Raw genomic sequence first — 18,009 nt, 5'->3', positions numbered from 1 at the left:
TCAAATGGCAGGGGAGTGAAAAAAATGATGCAAATGTTTAGTGGTGCCTCATCAGGGGCGTGGTTTGAAAAGGCGCAGCGGTTCGGCAAATCGTTCATGTTACCGATAGCTGTACTGCCTGCTGCTGGTTTGTTGCTGGGGATTGGCGGTGCGCTATCGAATCCCAATACGTTAACGGCCTACCCGTTTTTGGATATCGGCTGGCTCCAGGCTATTTTCACTATCATGAGCAGTGCGGGTTCGATTGTCTTTGCCAACCTCTCGGTGCTCTTTGCCGTTGGGGTGGCGGTCGGCCTGGCGAAAACCGATAAAGGCACGGCGGGTCTTGCGGCGTTGCTCGCTTTTCTGGTGATGAACGCCACCATCAATGCCTTGCTCATTCTGACCGGCACGCTGGCACTGGAAAACCCGGGGGCCGTGGGGCAGGGGATGACGCTGGGCATTCAGACTCTCGAAACGGGCGTCTTTGGCGGCGTGGTGATGGGTCTTGTCACCTGCACGCTGCATCACCGCTTCAATAAAATCGCGCTGCCGCAGTTTTTGGGCTTTTTTGGTGGCTCACGATTTGTACCGATTATTAGCTCCTTCGCGGCCATTCTGGTCGGTGCTGCGATGACGGTGGTATGGCCGCATTTCCAGAAACTCATCTTTGGTCTTGGCGGCCTGGTGGATGCAACGGGATATCTCGGCACGCTGCTGTACGGTTTTATTCTGCGCATGCTCGGCCCGTTCGGCCTTCACCACATTTTCTATCTGCCATTCTGGACGACGGCGCTGGGCGGTAGCGAGATCGTCAACGGGCATCTGGTTGAAGGTACGCAGCGTATTTTCTTCGCACAGTTAGCTGACCCGAATACCCAACAGTTTTATATCGGCACCTCGCGGTTTATGTCCGGGCGCTTTATTACCATGATGTTCGGCCTGCTTGGTGCGTGTCTGGCGATGTACCACACCGCCAAACCAGAGAATAAAAAGCGCGTGGCGGGCTTGTTACTGTCGGCAGCGCTCACCTCTTTCCTGACCGGAATTACCGAACCGATTGAGTTTTCATTCTTGTTCGTCGCGCCAGTGTTATACGTCATCCACGCCTTCTTCGACGGGCTGGCGTTCATGATTGCCCATATTTTGCATATCACCATCGGGCAGACGTTTTCTGGCGGCTTTATCGACTTCATTCTGTTTGGTGTCCTGCAGGGCGAGGCTAAAACCCACTGGATGTATGTCCCGCTGGTCGGCGTTCCATGGTTCTTCCTCTACTACTTCACCTTCCGTTTCATGATTAACCGTTTTGGCTACGCCACCCCAGGGCGCGAGAAGGAAACCATTGTTGAAAGCACGCTCCCACAAAGTGAGCGGGCGGCGGCAGTGATCGCGGGTCTTGGCGGCAAAGACAATCTTGAAGAAGTGGACTGCTGCGCAACGCGTTTACGTGTGACGGTGAAGGACGGCGGTAAGGTTAATGAAGCCGCTTTGAAAGCGACCGGCGCGCGTGGCGTGATTGTTCGCGGTAACGGTGTCCAGGTTATTTACGGCCCACATGTGACCATCATTAAAAACGAAGTTGAAGAGAGTTTATCGTAATGAAAACGGTTCTGGATAATCTGAAAGGCAAGTTAGTCGTCTCCTGTCAGGCGCTGGAAAACGAACCTTTGCATAGCCCCTTTATCATGTCGCGGATGGCGCTGGCGGCTGAGCAGGGCGGCGCGGTAGCGATCCGTGCCAATAGCGTGGTGGATATTGCCGCGATTAAACAGCAGGTATCCCTGCCGGTTATTGGCATCATTAAGCGCGATTACCCGGACAGCGAGGTGTTTATCACTGCCACCCTACGGGAAGTGGATGAACTGATGACGGTCGCACCTGAAATCATTGCCCTGGACGCCACCGATCGTCCACGCCCTGGCGGACAGGCGCTACCGGCGCTGGTTGAGCAAATCCGCGCGCGATATCCGTCGATTCTGCTGATGGCTGATATCGCGACGGTCGAGGAAGCGAAGACGGCACAGGGGCTTGGGTTTGACTGTGTCGGTACCACGCTTTATGGCTACACCAAAGCAACGTCTGGCCGAACGCTTCCGGAAAATGACTGCGAATTTTTGCGTGATGTTGTTGCTGCGGTCAGCATTCCGGTGGTGGCAGAGGGCAATGTCGACACGCCCGAGCGTGCGGCGGGATGCCTGGCGCTGGGTGCACATACGGTGGTCGTGGGCGGTGCCATTACGCGTCCTCAGCAGATTACCACGCGGTTTGTGGCGGCGATTGAGACACACAGCACCGATGGGGCATGATACTTGGGCGGGGATCTGCGATAATTAAGCATTATCCCCAAATCGAGATGACTATGCAGTACCCGATTAACGAGATGTTCCAGACCCTGCAAGGCGAGGGTTACTTCACTGGCGTTCCTGCTATTTTTATTCGTTTACAGGGATGCCCGGTTGGCTGTGCCTGGTGTGATACCAAACATACGTGGGATAAGCTTGCAGATCGGGAAGTATCGCTGTTTAGCATTCTTGCCAAAACCAAAGAGAGCGATAAATGGGGGGCCGGTAACGCCGAAGATCTTCTGGCGATTATTGGCCGTCAGGGATGGACCGCACGTCACGTGGTGATCACGGGTGGTGAGCCCTGCATTCACGATCTCACGTCGCTGACCGATTTGCTCGAAAAGAACGGCTACAGTTGCCAGATTGAAACCAGCGGTACCCACGAGGTACGTTGTTCGCATTCCACCTGGGTGACCGTATCGCCTAAAGTGAATATGCGCGGCGGTTACGATGTGCTGTCACAGGCGCTGGAACGTGCCGACGAAATCAAGCATCCGGTTGGCCGCATGCGCGATATCGAAGCGCTGGATGAACTGCTGGCGACCCTGACCGATGATAAGCAGCGCATCATTGCGTTGCAGCCGATCAGTCAGAAAGATGACGCGACGCGTCTGTGCATTGAAACCTGCATTGCCCGTAACTGGCGCTTATCAATGCAGACGCATAAGTATCTGAACATTGCTTAAAAAAATCCCGGTGAAGTAACCGGGATTTTTTTTACTCTCCGCGATACACGCAGCCTGCGGTACACGTCTCTTTGATCATCACCGAGCTTAACAGCGGCACCAGTGGTTTCATCTGATCCCAGATCCATTTTGCCAGCACTTCGCTGGTTGGGTTTTCCAGGCCTGGAATATCATTCAGATAGTAGTGATCAAGACGATCGTACGTCGGCTTAAATGCCGCCTTCAGTTCGGAGAAGTCCATAATCCAGCCAGTATGTGGATCGACTTCACCGGTAATCTCAAGACGCACCATAAATGAGTGTCCATGCAGACGACCACATTTATGTCCTTGCGGTACATGCGGAAGGTGATGGGCGGCTTCGAAGATGAAATCTTTAAACAGTGTGGTGGACATCATGTGCTCTCAGTAGTGCGGAAAAAACCGCCGCATAGTACCGGAAAGCACATTTTTTATCATTAACTAAAACGGCCTTCTATTGACCCGCTCGGGTGATGCAATAATTCTTCAAAATATAGTGATAATATTCAGTTGGTTACCTTATCGGTTTTGTTGTTAAGAACCATGACTAAAACAGGTTAGTTCTTTTGGTTATTTATTATTTCCATCCCTTCTTTAATTGTTATTATCCCCGCCGTTAACCTTATCTTCAGTTTGGGTTTTTGCTTAAATCCGCTTTGCTACTGGAACAATACGACGCATGACAACACAGGCCCCACCCTCGAATTTGCTACCGCTAAACCCGGAGCAACTGGCGCGCCTTCAGGCGGCTACCACTGATTTTTCACCCACCCAGCTTGCCTGGGTTTCCGGTTATTTCTGGGGCATGCTTAATCAGCAACCTGGCGCTGTGGTTGCTGCGCCGACTGCCGCCGTTGAAATCCCTGCCATTACCCTTATCTCCGCTTCGCAAACCGGCAACGCCCGTCGCGTGGCGGAAGCACTGCGTGACGATCTGCTCGCTGCCAAACTGAACGTGAACCTGGTGAACGCCGGGGATTATAAATTTAAGCAAATCGCGTCAGAAAAGCTGGTTGTTGTGGTGGCTTCAACGCAGGGCGAAGGCGAACCGGCAGAAGAAGCCGTCGCGTTGCATAAGTTCCTGTTCTCGAAAAAAGCGCCGAAACTCGACGGTACTGCATTTGCGGTGTTTGGCCTTGGTGACACATCCTATGAATTCTTCTGCCAGTCCGGTAAAGATTTCGACAGCAAGCTTTCGGAACTCGGCGCTGAACGTCTGCTCGATCGCGTTGATGCGGATGTGGAATACCAGCCTGCGGCAGCGGAATGGCGCGCGCGTATTGTCGATGTCCTGAAGGCGCGTGTGCCTAAAGATACCCCTGCGCAGGCGGCGATCAGCGCGTCGGGCGCGGTAAATGAAGTCTCTACCAGCCCTTACACCAAAGAAGCCCCGCTGGTCGCAAGCCTGTCGGTTAACCAAAAAATCACCGGGCGTGACTCTGAAAAAGACGTTCGTCATATCGAAATCGACCTGGGCGATTCTGGTCTTCGCTACCAGCCGGGCGATGCGCTTGGCGTGTGGTATCAGAACGATCCTGCCCTGGTGAAAGAGCTGGTCGAGCTTTTATGGCTGAAGGGTAATGAATCGGTCACCGTTGACGGCAAAACGCTGCCGCTCTCTGAAGCGTTGCAGTGGCATTTTGAGCTGACCGTGAATACCGCCAACATCGTAGAAAACTACGCCACGCTGACCCGCAGTGATTCTCTGCTGCCGCTCGTGGGCGACAAGGCTAAATTGCAGCACTACGCGGCGACCACGCCAATTGTCGATATGGTGCGCTTCTCTCCGGCACAGTTGGACGCCGATGCCTTAATCGGTCTACTGCGTCCGTTAACACCGCGTCTCTATTCCATTGCCTCGTCTCAGGCCGAAGTAGAAAGTGAAGTGCACATCACCGTCGGTGCTGTGCGTTACGAAATCGAAGGTCGTGCGCGGGCGGGCGGGGCTTCAAGTTTCCTTGCCGATCGCATTGAAGAAGAGGGCGAAGTTCGCGTCTTTATCGAGCACAACGACAACTTCCGCCTGCCAACCAACCCGGAAACGCCGGTCATCATGATTGGTCCGGGTACCGGTATTGCGCCGTTCCGCGCCTTTATGCAGCAACGCGCAGCAGACGAAGCGCCGGGCAAAAACTGGCTTTTCTTTGGCAATCCGCACTTTACGGAAGATTTCCTTTACCAGGTGGAGTGGCAACGCTACGTCAAAGAGGGCGTACTGAGCCGCATCGATCTGGCCTGGTCTCGCGACCAAAAACAAAAAATATACGTACAAGACAAACTGCGCGAACAGGGCGCAGAGCTGTGGGCGTGGATCAATAACGGTGCCCACCTTTATGTCTGCGGCGACGCCAATCGCATGGCGAAAGACGTTGAGCAGGCTTTGCTGGAAGTGATTGCCGAATTCGGTGGTATGGATATCGAATCGGCGGATGAATTTTTAAGTGAGCTGCGCGTAGAGCGCCGTTATCAGCGAGATGTCTACTAATGAGCGAAAAATATCCAGGCCCTTTGGTGGTCGAAGGCAAACTGACTGATGCCGAGCGCATGAAGGTTGACAGCAACTACCTGCGCGGCACCATTGCAGAAGATTTGAATGACAGCCTGACCGGCGGTTTTAAAGGCGACAACTTCCTGCTGATCCGTTTTCACGGTATGTACCAGCAGGACGATCGCGATATTCGCGCAGAGCGTGCTGAACAAAAGCTGGAGCCGCGTCATGCGATGCTGTTGCGCTGTCGTCTGCCTGGTGGCGTGATTACCACCAAACAGTGGCAGGCGATTGATAAGTTCGCTCATGACAATACGATTTACGGCAGCATCCGTTTGACCAACCGTCAGACCTTCCAGTTCCACGGCATTCTGAAGAAGAACGTGAAGCCAGTACACCAGATGCTGCATTCCGTTGGGCTGGACGCGCTGGCGACCGCCAACGACATGAACCGTAACGTGCTGTGTACCTCTAACCCGTTCGAGTCCGAACTGCACGCTGAAGCCTACGAATGGGCGAAGAAGATCTCTGAACATCTGCTGCCGCGCACCCGCGCCTATGCGGAGATCTGGCTCGATCAGGAAAAAGTCGCGACCACGGACGAAGAACCGATCCTGGGTCAGACCTACCTGCCGCGTAAGTTTAAAACCACGGTAGTGATCCCGCCGCAGAACGATATCGATCTGCACGCCAACGACATGAACTTTGTGGCCATTGCGGAAAACGGCAAGCTGGTGGGCTTTAACCTGCTGGTCGGTGGCGGTTTGTCCATCGAGCACGGTAATAAGAAAACCTTCGCCCGTACGGCGAGCGAGTTTGGCTATCTGCCGCTGGAACACACCCTGGCGGTTGCTGAGGCTGTTGTGACCACCCAGCGCGACTGGGGCAACCGTACCGATCGTAAAAACGCTAAAACCAAATACACGCTGGAGCGCGTGGGCGTGGAGACGTTCAAAGAAGAAGTGGAACGTCGCGCAGGCATTAAGTTTGAACCGATTCGCCCGTATGAATTCACCGGTCGCGGCGATCGCACTGGTTGGGTGAAAGGTATCGACAATAAATGGCATCTGACGCTGTTTATCGAAAACGGTCGTATTCTGGATTATCCGGGCCGTCCGCTGAAAACGGGCCTGCTGGAAATTGCTAAGATTCATAAAGGCGAGTTCCGCATTACCGCAAACCAGAACCTGATTATCGCTGGCGTGCCGGACAGCCAGAAAGCGAAGATCGAGAAGCTGGCGCGCGAACACACGTTGATGGAGGCGGTAAAACCGCAGCGTGAAAACTCCATGGCCTGCGTGTCCTTCCCGACCTGTCCGCTGGCGATGGCGGAAGCCGAGCGTTTCCTGCCGTCCTTCACCGATAAGGTGGAAGCGGTGCTGGAAAAACACGGCATTCCAGATGAACACATCGTCATGCGCGTCACCGGTTGCCCGAACGGCTGTGGTCGTGCGTTGCTGGCGGAACTGGGGCTGGTGGGTAAAGCGCCGGGTCGTTACAACGTGCATCTTGGTGGCAATCGCAGCGGCACACGCATTCCGCGTATGTATCGCGAAAACATTACTGAACCTGAAATTCTCGATTCAATTGACGAGCTTGTCGGGCGTTGGGCGAAAGAGCGCGAAGCGGGTGAAGGCTTCGGTGATTTTACGGTGCGTGCGGGGATTGTTCGCCCGGTGCTCGATCCCGCCCGGGATTTCTGGGAATAACCACGAGGGGTAGTTATGTCCGTACTCGATCTAAACGCGCTTAACGATTTACCGAAAGTCGATCGCATTCTGGCGCTGGCGGAAACCAACGCTACGTTAGAGAAGCTGGATGCTGAAGGACGTGTAGCATGGGCGCTGGAAAACCTGCCCGGTGACTATGTGCTCTCGTCGAGCTTTGGTATTCAGGCTGCGGTCAGTTTGCATCTGGTGAATAAGATCCGCCCGGATATTCCGGTGATCCTCACCGATACCGGCTACCTGTTTCCGGAAACCTACCAGTTTATCGACGAGCTAACGGACAAGCTCAAGCTGAACCTCAAAGTCTACCGCGCGCCACAAAGCGCGGCCTGGCAGGAGGCGCGCTACGGCAAACTGTGGGAGCAGGGCGTTGAGGGCATTGAGAAATACAATGACATCAACAAAGTCGAACCGATGAATCGCGCGCTGAGCGAACTAAACGCTAAGACCTGGTTTGCAGGCCTGCGCCGCGAGCAGTCGGGCAGTCGGGCGAGCTTACCGGTGCTGGGCATTCAGCGCGGCGTGTTCAAAGTGTTGCCGATTATCGACTGGGATAACCGTACCGTTTATCAGTACCTGCAACAGCACGGGCTGAAATACCATCCGCTGTGGGATCAGGGTTATCTGTCGGTAGGGGACACTCATACCACCCGTAAATGGGAACCGGGGATGGCGGAAGAAGAAACGCGGTTCTTTGGGCTCAAGCGCGAGTGCGGTTTGCACGAAGGGTAATGCACTTCCCTAACCCTCTCCCCAAAGGGGAGAGGGGATCGTATGGCGCCGCCTTTTACTATACTTTCCCCGCTTTCGCCAGTTCCTTCACCAGCGGCAGCAAGACCTTCACGACATCACGGCTTCGGCGTTCAATTCGTTGTGGCAACGCGCGATCAATGTGCTCCTGATTATCCAGCCTCACATCATGCCAGCTAGTCCCATTCGGGAACGCTTTCGATTTACTGCGTTGCTGATACCCATCGCGCTTGCCCAGCGTCCAGTTAGTGGCTTCGATGTACAGCACCGGAATACCGGCTTTATCGAAGGTTTCACCGTCATTGCAGCAGCCTGTGCCTTTAGGATAATCGGGGTTACGCCCAGGATTGATCGCCGCCTGAACACCATGCTGACGAGCAATGGCCAGCGCGCGATCTCGCGTTAACTTACGTACCGCAGCGGGCGTGTTTTTGCCGCTGTTAAAATAGAGTTTGTCACCCACGATCAGATTATCGAGATTAATCACAAGCAGGGTATTTTTCTTTTCTGCTTCACTCATGCGCTTGAGAACATTCTCAGAACCGAGTTTGCCTTGCTCTTCACCGCTGGTGGCAATAAAACGTATATCGTACTGAGTGGGAATATTTTTGAATCGCTCAGCCAGTTCAAGCATGACGCCTAAACCCGCCGCGTTATCATCCATTCCCTGAAGGGTCAGACCGCCGAGATTATTATCGGTGTCCGCATCGCTCATTGGTGCGAAGGTATCCAGATGCGCCATGATAATTATTTGCTGTGCGGCTTTGCCTTCGTGTGCCGCGATGACGGTGCTTCCGGTCACGTTGTGCCAGTTTTTCACGTTGTCGCGAGAGGTATAGAGGTAGCGGCTGTGGAAGGTGCGGATATCACTCTGATAACCCATATCGGCAAACTGCTGGCGAAGATAGTCTGCGGAAAGCATCTCGGCTGGCGTGCCGGTCATTCGGCCAGGGAAGACCGTCGCAATATGGCGCGCCTGCATATTGGCGATTTCACCTAAAGGTTGCTCTTTTGCCTGAGCCGGAAGGATAAAGCAAACGCCGAGCGCCAGGACAGCGATACGGTGGCGCATTGCGGAAAACATAGTGAGTCCTTAAAAACAGAGCATAATTTTAACCCGCCTAGTATGAAACTGTGATCGGTCTTACACAATTTCATTTGCTCTTAAATACCCGATATTTCGCATGTTAAGCACTTTTTGATATTTGCTTTTCCATGCCGTTATTCCATTGAGTAACTACTCATTCCAATTCGTAATTTCATTCGCTCTACGCTCGCCCCTATAGTCCCACTATTCCTGTTTGTTAGTGAGGTGTCACATCGCGAACATCTCGCCAAAAATGCCCCCATGCCCGCCCTCAATGTGGCGGGAGAATAAGGAACGGTTATGGACCAAAAACGACTTACCCACCTGCGGCAACTCGAAGCAGAAAGCATTCATATCATCCGCGAGGTGGCTGCCGAATTTTCTAACCCTGTGATGATGTACTCCATCGGGAAAGACTCCAGCGTGATGCTGCATCTGGCGCGTAAAGCGTTTTACCCAGGTACGTTGCCATTCCCGCTGTTGCACGTCGATACCGGCTGGAAATTCCGCGAGATGTATGAATTCCGCGATCGTACTGCGAAGGCATACGGCTGCGAGCTGCTGGTGCATAAAAACCCGGAAGGGGTGGCGATGGGCATTAACCCGTTCGTACATGGCAGCGGTAAGCATACTGACATTATGAAAACCGAAGGGTTGAAGCAGGCGCTGAACAAGTACGGCTTTGACGCCGCGTTTGGTGGCGCGCGTCGGGACGAAGAAAAATCTCGCGCGAAAGAGCGTATTTACTCCTTCCGCGATCGCTTCCACCGCTGGGACCCAAAAAACCAGCGTCCTGAGCTGTGGCACAACTACAACGGCCAGATTAACAAAGGCGAAAGCATCCGCGTTTTCCCGCTCTCCAACTGGACCGAGCTGGATATCTGGCAGTACATCTATCTCGAAAATATCGACATTGTTCCACTGTATCTGGCGGCAGAACGCCCGGTGCTGGAGCGTGACGGCATGTTGATGATGATCGACGACGATCGCATTGACTTGCAACCGGGTGAGGTCATCAAAAAACAGATGGTGCGTTTCCGTACTCTGGGCTGCTGGCCGCTCACCGGCGCGGTGGAATCTACTGCGCAGACGCTGCCGGAGATCATCGAAGAGATGCTGGTCTCCACCACCAGCGAGCGACAGGGGCGGGTGATCGACCGCGATCAGGCAGGCTCGATGGAGCTGAAGAAACGCCAGGGTTATTTCTAAGGAGCCGCCATGAACACCACTATTGCACAACAAATTGCTGATGAAGGCGGCGTCGAAGCTTATCTGCACGCCCAGCAGCACAAAAGCTTGCTGCGTTTTCTGACCTGCGGCAGCGTCGATGACGGTAAAAGCACGCTTATCGGCCGTCTGTTGCACGACACGCGCCAGATTTACGAAGACCAGCTCTCTTCCTTGCATAACGACAGCAAGCGTCACGGTACGCAGGGCGAAAAACTCGATCTGGCGTTGCTGGTGGACGGCCTACAGGCCGAGCGCGAACAGGGCATTACTATCGACGTGGCGTACCGCTATTTCTCCACCGAGAAGCGTAAGTTTATTATTGCCGATACCCCAGGCCATGAGCAGTACACCCGCAACATGGCAACCGGTGCCTCGACCTGCGAGCTGGCGATCCTGTTGATGGATGCGCGCAAAGGTGTACTGGATCAAACGCGTCGCCACAGCTTTATCTCCACGCTGTTGGGGATAAAGCATCTGGTCGTTGCGGTCAATAAAATGGATCTGGTGAACTTCAGCGAAGACGCCTTCGAAGCGATTCGCCAGAGCTACCTGACCTTTGCCGAGCAACTCCCGGGTAATTTGGATATCCGCTTCGTACCGCTTTCGGCGCTGGAGGGCGATAATGTCGCTTCTCAGAGTGCGAACATGCCGTGGTACAGCGGCCCAACGCTGCTCGAAGTGCTGGAAACGGTAGAAATTCAGCGCGTGGTAGAACGTCAGCCGATGCGTTTCCCGGTGCAGTATGTGAATCGCCCGAACCTCGATTTCCGGGGTTTCTCCGGCACAATTGCCTCTGGCGTTGTGAAGGTGGGACAGCGCATTAAGGTGCTGCCGTCCGGCGTGGAATCAGCCATTACCCGCATTGTCACCTTTGACGGCGACCTCCAGGAAGCGGGCGCTGGTGAGGCGGTCACGCTGGTGCTGAAAGACGAAATCGATATCAGCCGTGGCGATTTGCTGCTTGATGCCCAGGAGAGTGTGCCAGCCGTACAAAGCGCCTCGCTGGACGTAGTGTGGATGGCGGAACAACCGCTGACCGCCGGTCAGAGCTACGACATTAAAGTTGCGGGTAAGAAAACCCGTGCCCGTGTAGACGGCGTTCAGTATCAGGTGGACATCAACAATCTGGCCCAGCATAGCGTCAATGAACTGCCGCTGAACGGCATCGGTCTGGTGGATTTCACCTTTGACGAACCGCTGGTGCTGGACAGATATCAGCAAAATCCAGTGACCGGTGGCCTTATCTTTATCGACAGACTGACCAACGTCACCGTGGGCGCTGGCATGGTGCGAGAACCGCACGAACAGAAAACGGCCGTCGCGTCTGAATTCAGCGCGTTTGAGCTGGAACTGAATGCACTGGTTCGCAAGCACTTCCCGCACTGGGGCGCGCGCGATCTGCTGGGAGGCAAGTAATGGCTCAGCACGATGAGAACGTCGTCTGGCATCCTCATCCGGTCACGGTCGCTCAGCGCGAGCAACTCCACGGTCACCGTGGGGTTGTGCTGTGGTTTACCGGGCTTTCTGGCTCGGGTAAATCTACCGTTGCCGGGGCGCTGGAAGAGGCGTTGCATCAGCAGGGCGTCAGTACGTATCTGCTGGATGGCGATAATGTACGTCATGGCCTGTGCAGCGATCTGGGTTTTAGCGATGACGATCGCAAAGAAAACATTCGCCGCGTAGGTGAAGTCGCCAGCCTGATGGCCGATGCGGGTCTGATGGTGCTGACTGCTTTTATCTCACCGCACCGCGCTGAGCGTCAGATGGTGCGCGAACGCGTCGGTAATGACCGTTTTATCGAAGTGTTTATTGATACGCCACTGGCGGTGTGCGAAACGCGTGACCCGAAAGGGCTGTATAAAAAGGCGCGAGCCGGAGAGCTGAAGAATTTCACCGGAATCGACGCCGTTTACGAAGCGCCTGAATCGGCTGAAATTCATCTTGATGGTCAACAATTGGTAACAAATTTAGTAAGCCAATTATTAGACCTGCTCCGACAGGACGATATTATCAGATCCTGAGACGGTATCGGATATGAAGGTATCCGGTAGTCATCGGCCACAGGATTCGCTATGCGCAACAGTCAGAACTACATTATCACCGGGTCGGAAACGTTATCGACCAATGACGAAACGACCTGGTCACTCCCTGGGGCCGCGGTCGGCTTCGTCTCGTGGTTGCTGGCGCTCGGTATTCCTTTTCTGATCTATGGCCGCAACACGCTATTTTTCTTCCTCTACACCTGGCCTTTCTTCCTCGCGTTGATGCCTGTGGCTGTCGTGGTCGGCATTGCGCTGCATTCGTTGCTCAATGGCAGGCTGCTTTACAGCACGATTACCACCATTGCCACCGTTGTTGTGATATTTGGCCTGCTGTTTTTCTGGTTGATGGGCTAAGTTCATACATAATTGAAACCCCAGAGTAGAGTCCAGCGGAAAGTTATGGGATGATGATGCCGATTTTCAGGGGGCTGGATGGGTAAATTAACGCTACTGTTGCTGGCTTTGCTGGTCTGGCTTCAGTATTCGCTGTGGTTCGGTAAGAATGGTCTTCACGACTACGGTCGTGTTAACGACGATGTCACGGCACAGCAAGCAACGAATGCAAAACTTAAAGCGCGAAACGATCAACTCTTTGCCGAAATTGACGACCTCAATGGCGGCCAGGAAGCGATTGAGGAACGCGCACGCAATGAACTTAGTATGACTAAACCGGGCGAAACCTTTTATCGTCTGGTGCCGGATGCGTCTAAACGCAACCAGGGCTCAGCACAAAATAATCGATAATCAGGCCCAGGATTACGACATGGCAGTGACTTTTTCGAATGTATGCGCCGTGGTACCGGCCGCAGGCTTTGGTCGGCGCATGCAGACAGAGTGTCCGAAACAATACCTCTCAATTGGCGATAAAACGATCCTTGAACACTCCGTGGCGGCGCTTCTGGCGAACCCACGGGTGACGCGTGTCGTTATCGCTATCAGTCCTGGCGATGCCCGCTTTGCCGCATTACCGCTTGCTCATCATCCGCAGATTACCGTCGTTGATGGTGGTTCAGAGCGTGCTGATTCGGTGCTGGCGGGTATTCGTGCCGCGGGTGATGCGCAGTGGGTGCTGGTGCACGATGCCGCGCGTCCGTGTTTGCATCAGGGCGATCTTGCGCGATTATTAGCTATTAGTGAAACCAGTCGTGTCGGTGGCATTCTGGCGACGCCAGTGCGCGACACCATGAAACGCGCAGAGCCCGGACTGCATAACATTGCCCATACCGTAGAACGCGTAGACTTATGGCACGCGCTCACGCCACAATTTTTCCCCCGCGAACTGCTCCACGACTGCTTAACCCGTGCGCTCAACGAAGGCGCTACCATCACTGACGAAGCGTCGGCGCTGGAATATTGCGGTTTCCATCCTGAGCTTGTGGAAGGGCGCGCTGATAATATCAAAGTGACGCGCCCGGAAGATTTACAGCTCGCGGAATTTTATCTTACCCGTACGACCCATCAGGAGAACGCATAATGCGAATTGGACATGGTTTTGACGTACACGCCTTTGGTGGCGTAGGCCCGATTATCATTGGCGGCGTGCGCATTCCCTTTGAGAAGGGGCTGCTGGCTCACTCTGATGGCGATGTTGCCCTACATGCCTTAACGGACGCCTTGCTTGGCGCAGCGGCTCTTGGCGATATCGGCAAACTGTTCCCGGATACCGATCCCGCCTTTAAGGGCGCGGACAGCCGCGAACTGCTGCGCGAAGCCTGGCGACGTATTCAGGCTAAAGGTTTTACCCTGGGTAACGTGGATGTCACTATTATTGCGCAAGCACCGAAAATGCTGCCGCACATCCCGCAGATGCGCGTGTTTATTGCAGAGGATTTGGGCTGCCATATGGACGATGTGAACGTCAAAGCCACCACCACCGAGAAGCTTGGCTTTACCGGGCGTGGTGAAGGCATCGCCTGTGAAGCGGTGGCGCTGCTGGTAAAGGCGGTCAAATGATAGCGTTTGATGAGCTGACCTATTTGCACGGTAAACCGAAGGCTACGGGGCAGTTAAAAGCCAATCCCGAAGATTTTGTGGTGGTGGAAGATTTGGGTTTCGAGCCGGATGGTGAGGGCGAGCACGTTCTGGTTAAAATCCTCAAAAGCGGCTGCAACACTCGATTTGTGGCTGATGCACTGGCAAAATTCCTGAAGATTCATGCTCGTGAAGTCAGCTTTGCTGGGCAGAAAGACAAACATGCGGTCACCGAACAGTGGCTGTGTGCCCGAGTGCCTGGCAATGTTATGCCTGATTTAAGCAAATTTGAGCTTGAGGGCTGTAAGGTACTTGAGTACGCCCGCCATAAGCGCAAGCTGCGCCTGGGGGCTTTGAAAGGTAACGCTTTTACGCTGATTTTGCGTCAAGTGACAAATCGTGACGACGTAGAACAGCGTCTGGCGGCGATTAACGAACAAGGCGTGCCGAACTACTTCGGTTCGCAGCGTTTTGGTATTGGCGGCAGTAATCTGCTGGGTGCGCTGCGCTGGGCGCAAAGTGGTGCGCCCGTGCGCGACAGGAATAAACGCAGTTTTTGGTTGTCGGCAGCCCGCAGCGCGTTGTTTAATCAGATTGTGAGCGAACGACTGAAAAAAACGGACGCTAATCAAGTTGTTGTCGGCGATGCGCTACAATTAGCGGGACGCGGCAGCTGGTTTGTGGCAACAGCCGAAGAAATGACCGATCTGCAAACGCGTGTCGATGACAAAACGCTGCTGATCACCGCCGCCCTCCCCGGTACGGGAGAGTGGGGCCCGCAGGGTCAAGCGCTTGAATCTGAACAAGCGGCCGTTGCGGATGCAACAGAATTACAAACATTGCTGGTGCGGGAAAAAGTCGAAGCGGCACGCCGCGCGATGCTGCTCTACCCGCAACAGCTTAGCTGGAACTGGTGGGACGACGTCACCGTCGAGTTACGCTTCTGGCTACCGGCAGGTAGCTTTGCCACCAGCGTTGTCAGGGAACTTATCAACACTTCGGGTGACTATGCGAATATTGCTGAGTAACGATGATGGGATCCATGCGCCTGGTATTCAGACGCTGGCTAGACACCTGCGCGAATTTGCCGAGGTGCAGGTCGTTGCTCCCGATCGCAACCGCAGCGGGGCGTCCAACTCGTTAACCCTGGAGTCGTCACTTCGTACTTTTACGCTCGATAATGGCGATATCTCGGTACAGATGGGCACGCCGACCGACTGCGTGTTTCTGGGCGTCAACGCACTGATGCGTCCGCGACCGGATGTCGTGGTGTCAGGTATTAATGCGGGCCCTAATCTTGGCGATGATGTGATTTATTCTGGCACCGTGGCAGCGGCAATGGAGGGACGCCATCTGGGGTTCCCTGCGCTGGCGGTTTCGCTAAACGGGCATAAGCATTACGACACGGCAGCGGCGGTGACCTGTTCTATTCTCCGTGCGTTAGGCCGTGAGCCCCTTCGCACCGGGCGTATTCTGAATATCAACGTGCCCGATCTCCCACTTGACGAGATCAAAGGCATTCGCGTGACGCGTTGCGGTAGCCGCCATCCGGCAGACCAGGTGATCCCGCAGCAGGATCCGCGCGGCAACACGCTTTACTGGATTGGTCCACCTGGCGAACAATGTGACGCCGGCCCGGATACTGATTTTGCAGCCGTGGATGAGGGGTATGTTTCCGTCACGCCACTGCACGTAGATTTAACCGCGTATAACGCGCAAGATGTGGTGTCAGGCTGGCTGGAACGCGCCGGAGTGAACACGCAATGGTAAGTAAACGTGTACAAGCTCTTCTGAACCAATTACGCACTCAAGGCATCGCCGACGAGCGTGTGCTGGAGGCTATCTCGCAGGTACCTCGTGAGAAATTTGTGGATGAGGCGTTTGAACACAAAGCGTGGGAAAACGTAGCGTTACCGATAGGTCAGGGTCAGACGATTTCGCAGCCTTATATGGTTGCGCGCATGACGGAACTGCTTGAACTTACCCCGGAATCTCGGGTGCTGGAGATTGGCACCGGTTCGGGGTATCAGACTGCCATTCTGGCGCATCTGGTGCATCATGTGTGCTCGGTTGAGCGCATCAAGGGTTTGCAGTGGCAGGCGCGTCGCCGTCTTAAGCAGCTTGATTTACACAATGTTTCGACACGTCATGGTGATGGATGGCAGGGCTGGCAAGCACGAGCCCCGTTTGACGCCATTATCGTGACCGCAGCACCGCTTGAGATCCCAGCCGCACTTTTATCGCAGCTGGACGACGGCGGCATTCTCGTTTTGCCCGTGGGCGATGAACAGCAGCTACTAAAGCGTGTTCGTCGGCGGGGCGGCGAGTTCATCATCGATACCGTAGAAGCCGTACGCTTTGTGCCTCTCGTTAAGGGAGAACTGGCCTGAGACTCGGAATTTTCCAGGGTTATTCGGAAAAATTCAGCGTATGGTGAGGCGCAATCCGTTCGTGCCATTACGGTTATTATTAAGTCACTGGTAGTTAACACATTCCTGGGGGATAAATGAGCGCGGGAAGCCCAAAATTCACCATCAGCCGTGTCGCGGCATTGTCACTGGTTTCGCTTTGGTTAGCAGGCTGTTCAAATTCTAATAACGCCCCTGCTCCGGTGAGTTCTGTCGGCGGTAACAGCGGTTCGGGTAATACTTCCAGTGGAATGTTGATCACGCCTCCACCCAAAATGGGTACGGCTACGGCGCAACAAACTCCGCAGATTCAACCGGTTCAGCACCCCGTGGCGCAGCCGACTCAGATTCAGTCAGCGCCGCAACCTGTACAGACTGAAAATGGACGTATAGTTTATAACCGCAAGTATGGGAACATTCCTAAAGGGAGCTATACCGGCGGCAGCACTTATACCGTTCAGCGCGGAGACACGCTGTTCTATATCGCCTGGATTACCGGGAACGATTTCCGTGACCTTGCACAGCGTAATAACGTTCAGGCCCCGTATGGCCTGGAAGTGGGCCAATCGCTCCAGGTCGGTAATGCGACCGGTACGCCATTGACGCCTGGCAACTCGGTTTCAGCGGCAGATGTGACTGCGCAAAATAACAGCGTTAAACCTGCACAAAATTCAAGCGCAGTGGTTGCTTCACAACCGACAATTACGTATTCTGAAGACTCAGGTGAACAGAGTGCTAACAAAATGTTGCCGAATAATAAGGCGTCTGCGACTGTCGTCACAGCACCGACTACGGCACCTGTGGTTAGCTCTACCGTACCGACTGCCAGCAGTGTTTCTTCCAGTGCGCCTATCTCGACCTGGCGCTGGCCAACTGACGGCAAGGTATTCGAGAACTTCTCTTCCTCCGAGGGGGGAAATAAAGGGATCGATATCGCAGGGAGTAAAGGCCAGGCTATCGTCGCGACCGCAGATGGACGCGTTGTATATGCCGGTAACGCTCTGCGCGGTTACGGTAATCTTATTATCATAAAACATAACGATGATTACCTGAGTGCCTACGCCCATAACGATACGATGCTGGTCCGGGAACAACAAGAAATCAAGGCGGGGCAGAAAATAGCTACCATGGGTAGCTCCGGCACCAGTTCTACACGCTTGCATTTTGAAATTCGTTACAAGGGGAAATCCGTAAACCCGCTGCAGTATTTGCCGCAGCGATAATTTGGCGAGACACATTTTTTCGGGGTGTTTCGTCCAGGGATCACGGGTAGG

General features: G+C 54.3%; 19 protein-coding genes. 17 read left to right on the top strand and 2 right to left on the bottom strand.

Translation table 11 applies throughout. The annotated features are described in order from the left end of the window. Positions 1-24: 24 nt before the first annotated feature. Genes AC6EMZ_RS18035 through queE form a run of 3 tightly spaced genes read left to right on the top strand, consistent with a single transcriptional unit; the run spans position 25 to position 3,013 of the window. A complete protein-coding gene (locus AC6EMZ_RS18035) occupies positions 25-1,581 on the top strand; it encodes a PTS transporter subunit EIIC (RefSeq protein ID WP_498404137.1) in 1,557 nt (518 codons plus the stop codon). After that, the gene (locus tag AC6EMZ_RS18030) at positions 1,581-2,288 is read left to right on the top strand and encodes an N-acetylmannosamine-6-phosphate 2-epimerase (RefSeq protein ID WP_498404136.1); all 708 of its coding nucleotides are present in this window, start codon (positions 1,581-1,583) and stop codon (positions 2,286-2,288) included. The genes AC6EMZ_RS18035 and AC6EMZ_RS18030 overlap by 1 nt, the downstream gene beginning before the upstream one ends. A gap of 53 nt (positions 2,289-2,341) precedes the next feature. Then, positions 2,342-3,013: a 7-carboxy-7-deazaguanine synthase QueE gene (queE, locus tag AC6EMZ_RS18025; protein ID WP_498404135.1), complete on the top strand. Its 672-nt coding sequence runs from the start codon at positions 2,342-2,344 to the stop codon at positions 3,011-3,013. Between the two features lie 31 nt (positions 3,014-3,044). Here the strand turns inward: queE and queD are convergent, their stop codons facing one another. After that, on the bottom strand, positions 3,045-3,410 hold the full coding sequence (gene queD, locus AC6EMZ_RS18020) for a 6-carboxytetrahydropterin synthase QueD (protein ID WP_165500881.1): 366 nt from the start codon (positions 3,408-3,410) through the stop codon (positions 3,045-3,047). A gap of 301 nt (positions 3,411-3,711) precedes the next feature. Here queD and cysJ point away from each other — a divergent pair, with 301 nt between their 5' ends. From cysJ to cysH, 3 genes are read left to right on the top strand one after another with little or no spacing between them, the layout of a single operon-like run. Beyond that, positions 3,712-5,517, top strand: a complete 1,806-nt coding sequence (gene cysJ / locus AC6EMZ_RS18015; protein ID WP_498404134.1) for an NADPH-dependent assimilatory sulfite reductase flavoprotein subunit — start codon at positions 3,712-3,714, stop codon at positions 5,515-5,517. Further along, positions 5,517-7,229, top strand: a complete 1,713-nt coding sequence (gene cysI / locus AC6EMZ_RS18010) for an assimilatory sulfite reductase (NADPH) hemoprotein subunit (RefSeq protein WP_498404133.1) — start codon at positions 5,517-5,519, stop codon at positions 7,227-7,229. Before cysJ ends, cysI begins: the two co-directional genes overlap by 1 nt. A gap of 15 nt (positions 7,230-7,244) precedes the next feature. After that, complete coding sequence (gene cysH / locus AC6EMZ_RS18005; protein WP_498404132.1) at positions 7,245-7,979, top strand: phosphoadenosine phosphosulfate reductase; 735 nt, start codon at positions 7,245-7,247, stop codon at positions 7,977-7,979. Positions 7,980-8,037: 58 nt separating this feature from the next. Here the strand turns inward: cysH and AC6EMZ_RS18000 are convergent, their stop codons facing one another. After that, entirely contained in the window at positions 8,038-9,081 is a 1,044-nt protein-coding gene (locus tag AC6EMZ_RS18000) for an aminopeptidase (RefSeq protein ID WP_498404131.1), read from the bottom strand. Between the two features lie 303 nt (positions 9,082-9,384). Between AC6EMZ_RS18000 and cysD the strand changes: the two genes are divergently transcribed. From cysD to nlpD, 11 genes are all read left to right on the top strand, one after another. After that, positions 9,385-10,293 carry a sulfate adenylyltransferase subunit CysD gene (cysD, locus tag AC6EMZ_RS17995; protein WP_498404130.1) on the top strand — a complete coding sequence of 303 codons (909 nt, stop codon included), beginning with the start codon at positions 9,385-9,387 and terminating at the stop codon, positions 10,291-10,293. 9 nt (positions 10,294-10,302) lie between these two features. Beyond that, positions 10,303-11,730 (top strand): sulfate adenylyltransferase subunit CysN, encoded by a 1,428-nt coding sequence (cysN, locus tag AC6EMZ_RS17990; RefSeq protein ID WP_498404129.1) that lies wholly within the window; start codon positions 10,303-10,305, stop codon positions 11,728-11,730. After that, positions 11,730-12,335: an adenylyl-sulfate kinase gene (cysC, locus tag AC6EMZ_RS17985; RefSeq protein WP_498404128.1), complete on the top strand. Its 606-nt coding sequence runs from the start codon at positions 11,730-11,732 to the stop codon at positions 12,333-12,335. Before cysN ends, cysC begins: the two co-directional genes overlap by 1 nt. A gap of 51 nt (positions 12,336-12,386) precedes the next feature. Further along, the gene (locus AC6EMZ_RS17980) at positions 12,387-12,710 is read left to right on the top strand and encodes a DUF3561 family protein (protein WP_498404127.1); all 324 of its coding nucleotides are present in this window, start codon (positions 12,387-12,389) and stop codon (positions 12,708-12,710) included. Positions 12,711-12,788: 78 nt separating this feature from the next. Next, positions 12,789-13,100 carry a cell division protein FtsB gene (gene ftsB / locus AC6EMZ_RS17975; protein ID WP_133631257.1) on the top strand — a complete coding sequence of 104 codons (312 nt, stop codon included), beginning with the start codon at positions 12,789-12,791 and terminating at the stop codon, positions 13,098-13,100. A gap of 19 nt (positions 13,101-13,119) precedes the next feature. Continuing rightward, a complete protein-coding gene (gene ispD / locus AC6EMZ_RS17970) occupies positions 13,120-13,830 on the top strand; it encodes a 2-C-methyl-D-erythritol 4-phosphate cytidylyltransferase (RefSeq protein WP_498404126.1) in 711 nt (236 codons plus the stop codon). Beyond that, complete coding sequence (ispF, locus tag AC6EMZ_RS17965; RefSeq protein WP_498404125.1) at positions 13,830-14,309, top strand: 2-C-methyl-D-erythritol 2,4-cyclodiphosphate synthase; 480 nt, start codon at positions 13,830-13,832, stop codon at positions 14,307-14,309. The genes ispD and ispF overlap by 1 nt, the downstream gene beginning before the upstream one ends. Next, on the top strand, positions 14,306-15,355 hold the full coding sequence (gene truD, locus AC6EMZ_RS17960) for a tRNA pseudouridine(13) synthase TruD (RefSeq protein ID WP_498404124.1): 1,050 nt from the start codon (positions 14,306-14,308) through the stop codon (positions 15,353-15,355). The genes ispF and truD overlap by 4 nt, the downstream gene beginning before the upstream one ends. Next, complete coding sequence (gene surE, locus AC6EMZ_RS17955; protein ID WP_498404123.1) at positions 15,336-16,097, top strand: 5'/3'-nucleotidase SurE; 762 nt, start codon at positions 15,336-15,338, stop codon at positions 16,095-16,097. Before truD ends, surE begins: the two co-directional genes overlap by 20 nt. Further along, a complete protein-coding gene (locus AC6EMZ_RS17950; RefSeq protein ID WP_498404122.1) occupies positions 16,091-16,717 on the top strand; it encodes a protein-L-isoaspartate(D-aspartate) O-methyltransferase in 627 nt (208 codons plus the stop codon). Before surE ends, AC6EMZ_RS17950 begins: the two co-directional genes overlap by 7 nt. Before the next feature lie 116 nt (positions 16,718-16,833). Then, complete coding sequence (gene nlpD, locus AC6EMZ_RS17945) at positions 16,834-17,958, top strand: murein hydrolase activator NlpD (protein ID WP_498404121.1); 1,125 nt, start codon at positions 16,834-16,836, stop codon at positions 17,956-17,958. Positions 17,959-18,009: the final 51 nt, after the last annotated feature.

The organism is Enterobacter sp. SCRI0065 (assembly GCF_059766475.1).
The sequence above is the reverse complement of the archived record's forward strand: the minus strand, read 5'-3'. Positions and strand labels throughout refer to the sequence as shown.

Coding starts and splice junctions, on each gene's coding strand:
- cysH (WP_498404132.1), top strand. CDS start 7,245: ATGTCCGTACTCGATCTAAACGCGCTTAACGATTTACCGAAAGTCGAT.
- AC6EMZ_RS18000 (WP_498404131.1), bottom strand. CDS start 9,081: ATGTTTTCCGCAATGCGCCACCGTATCGCTGTCCTGGCGCTCGGCGTT.
- AC6EMZ_RS18030 (WP_498404136.1), top strand. CDS start 1,581: ATGAAAACGGTTCTGGATAATCTGAAAGGCAAGTTAGTCGTCTCCTGT.
- cysN (WP_498404129.1), top strand. CDS start 10,303: ATGAACACCACTATTGCACAACAAATTGCTGATGAAGGCGGCGTCGAA.
- cysJ (WP_498404134.1), top strand. CDS start 3,712: ATGACAACACAGGCCCCACCCTCGAATTTGCTACCGCTAAACCCGGAG.
- AC6EMZ_RS18035 (WP_498404137.1), top strand. CDS start 25: ATGATGCAAATGTTTAGTGGTGCCTCATCAGGGGCGTGGTTTGAAAAG.
- ispF (WP_498404125.1), top strand. CDS start 13,830: ATGCGAATTGGACATGGTTTTGACGTACACGCCTTTGGTGGCGTAGGC.
- queE (WP_498404135.1), top strand. CDS start 2,342: ATGCAGTACCCGATTAACGAGATGTTCCAGACCCTGCAAGGCGAGGGT.
- AC6EMZ_RS17950 (WP_498404122.1), top strand. CDS start 16,091: ATGGTAAGTAAACGTGTACAAGCTCTTCTGAACCAATTACGCACTCAA.
- queD (WP_165500881.1), bottom strand. CDS start 3,410: ATGATGTCCACCACACTGTTTAAAGATTTCATCTTCGAAGCCGCCCAT.
- ftsB (WP_133631257.1), top strand. CDS start 12,789: ATGGGTAAATTAACGCTACTGTTGCTGGCTTTGCTGGTCTGGCTTCAG.
- cysD (WP_498404130.1), top strand. CDS start 9,385: ATGGACCAAAAACGACTTACCCACCTGCGGCAACTCGAAGCAGAAAGC.
- cysC (WP_498404128.1), top strand. CDS start 11,730: ATGGCTCAGCACGATGAGAACGTCGTCTGGCATCCTCATCCGGTCACG.
- cysI (WP_498404133.1), top strand. CDS start 5,517: ATGAGCGAAAAATATCCAGGCCCTTTGGTGGTCGAAGGCAAACTGACT.
- ispD (WP_498404126.1), top strand. CDS start 13,120: ATGGCAGTGACTTTTTCGAATGTATGCGCCGTGGTACCGGCCGCAGGC.
- surE (WP_498404123.1), top strand. CDS start 15,336: ATGCGAATATTGCTGAGTAACGATGATGGGATCCATGCGCCTGGTATT.
- truD (WP_498404124.1), top strand. CDS start 14,306: ATGATAGCGTTTGATGAGCTGACCTATTTGCACGGTAAACCGAAGGCT.
- AC6EMZ_RS17980 (WP_498404127.1), top strand. CDS start 12,387: ATGCGCAACAGTCAGAACTACATTATCACCGGGTCGGAAACGTTATCG.
- nlpD (WP_498404121.1), top strand. CDS start 16,834: ATGAGCGCGGGAAGCCCAAAATTCACCATCAGCCGTGTCGCGGCATTG.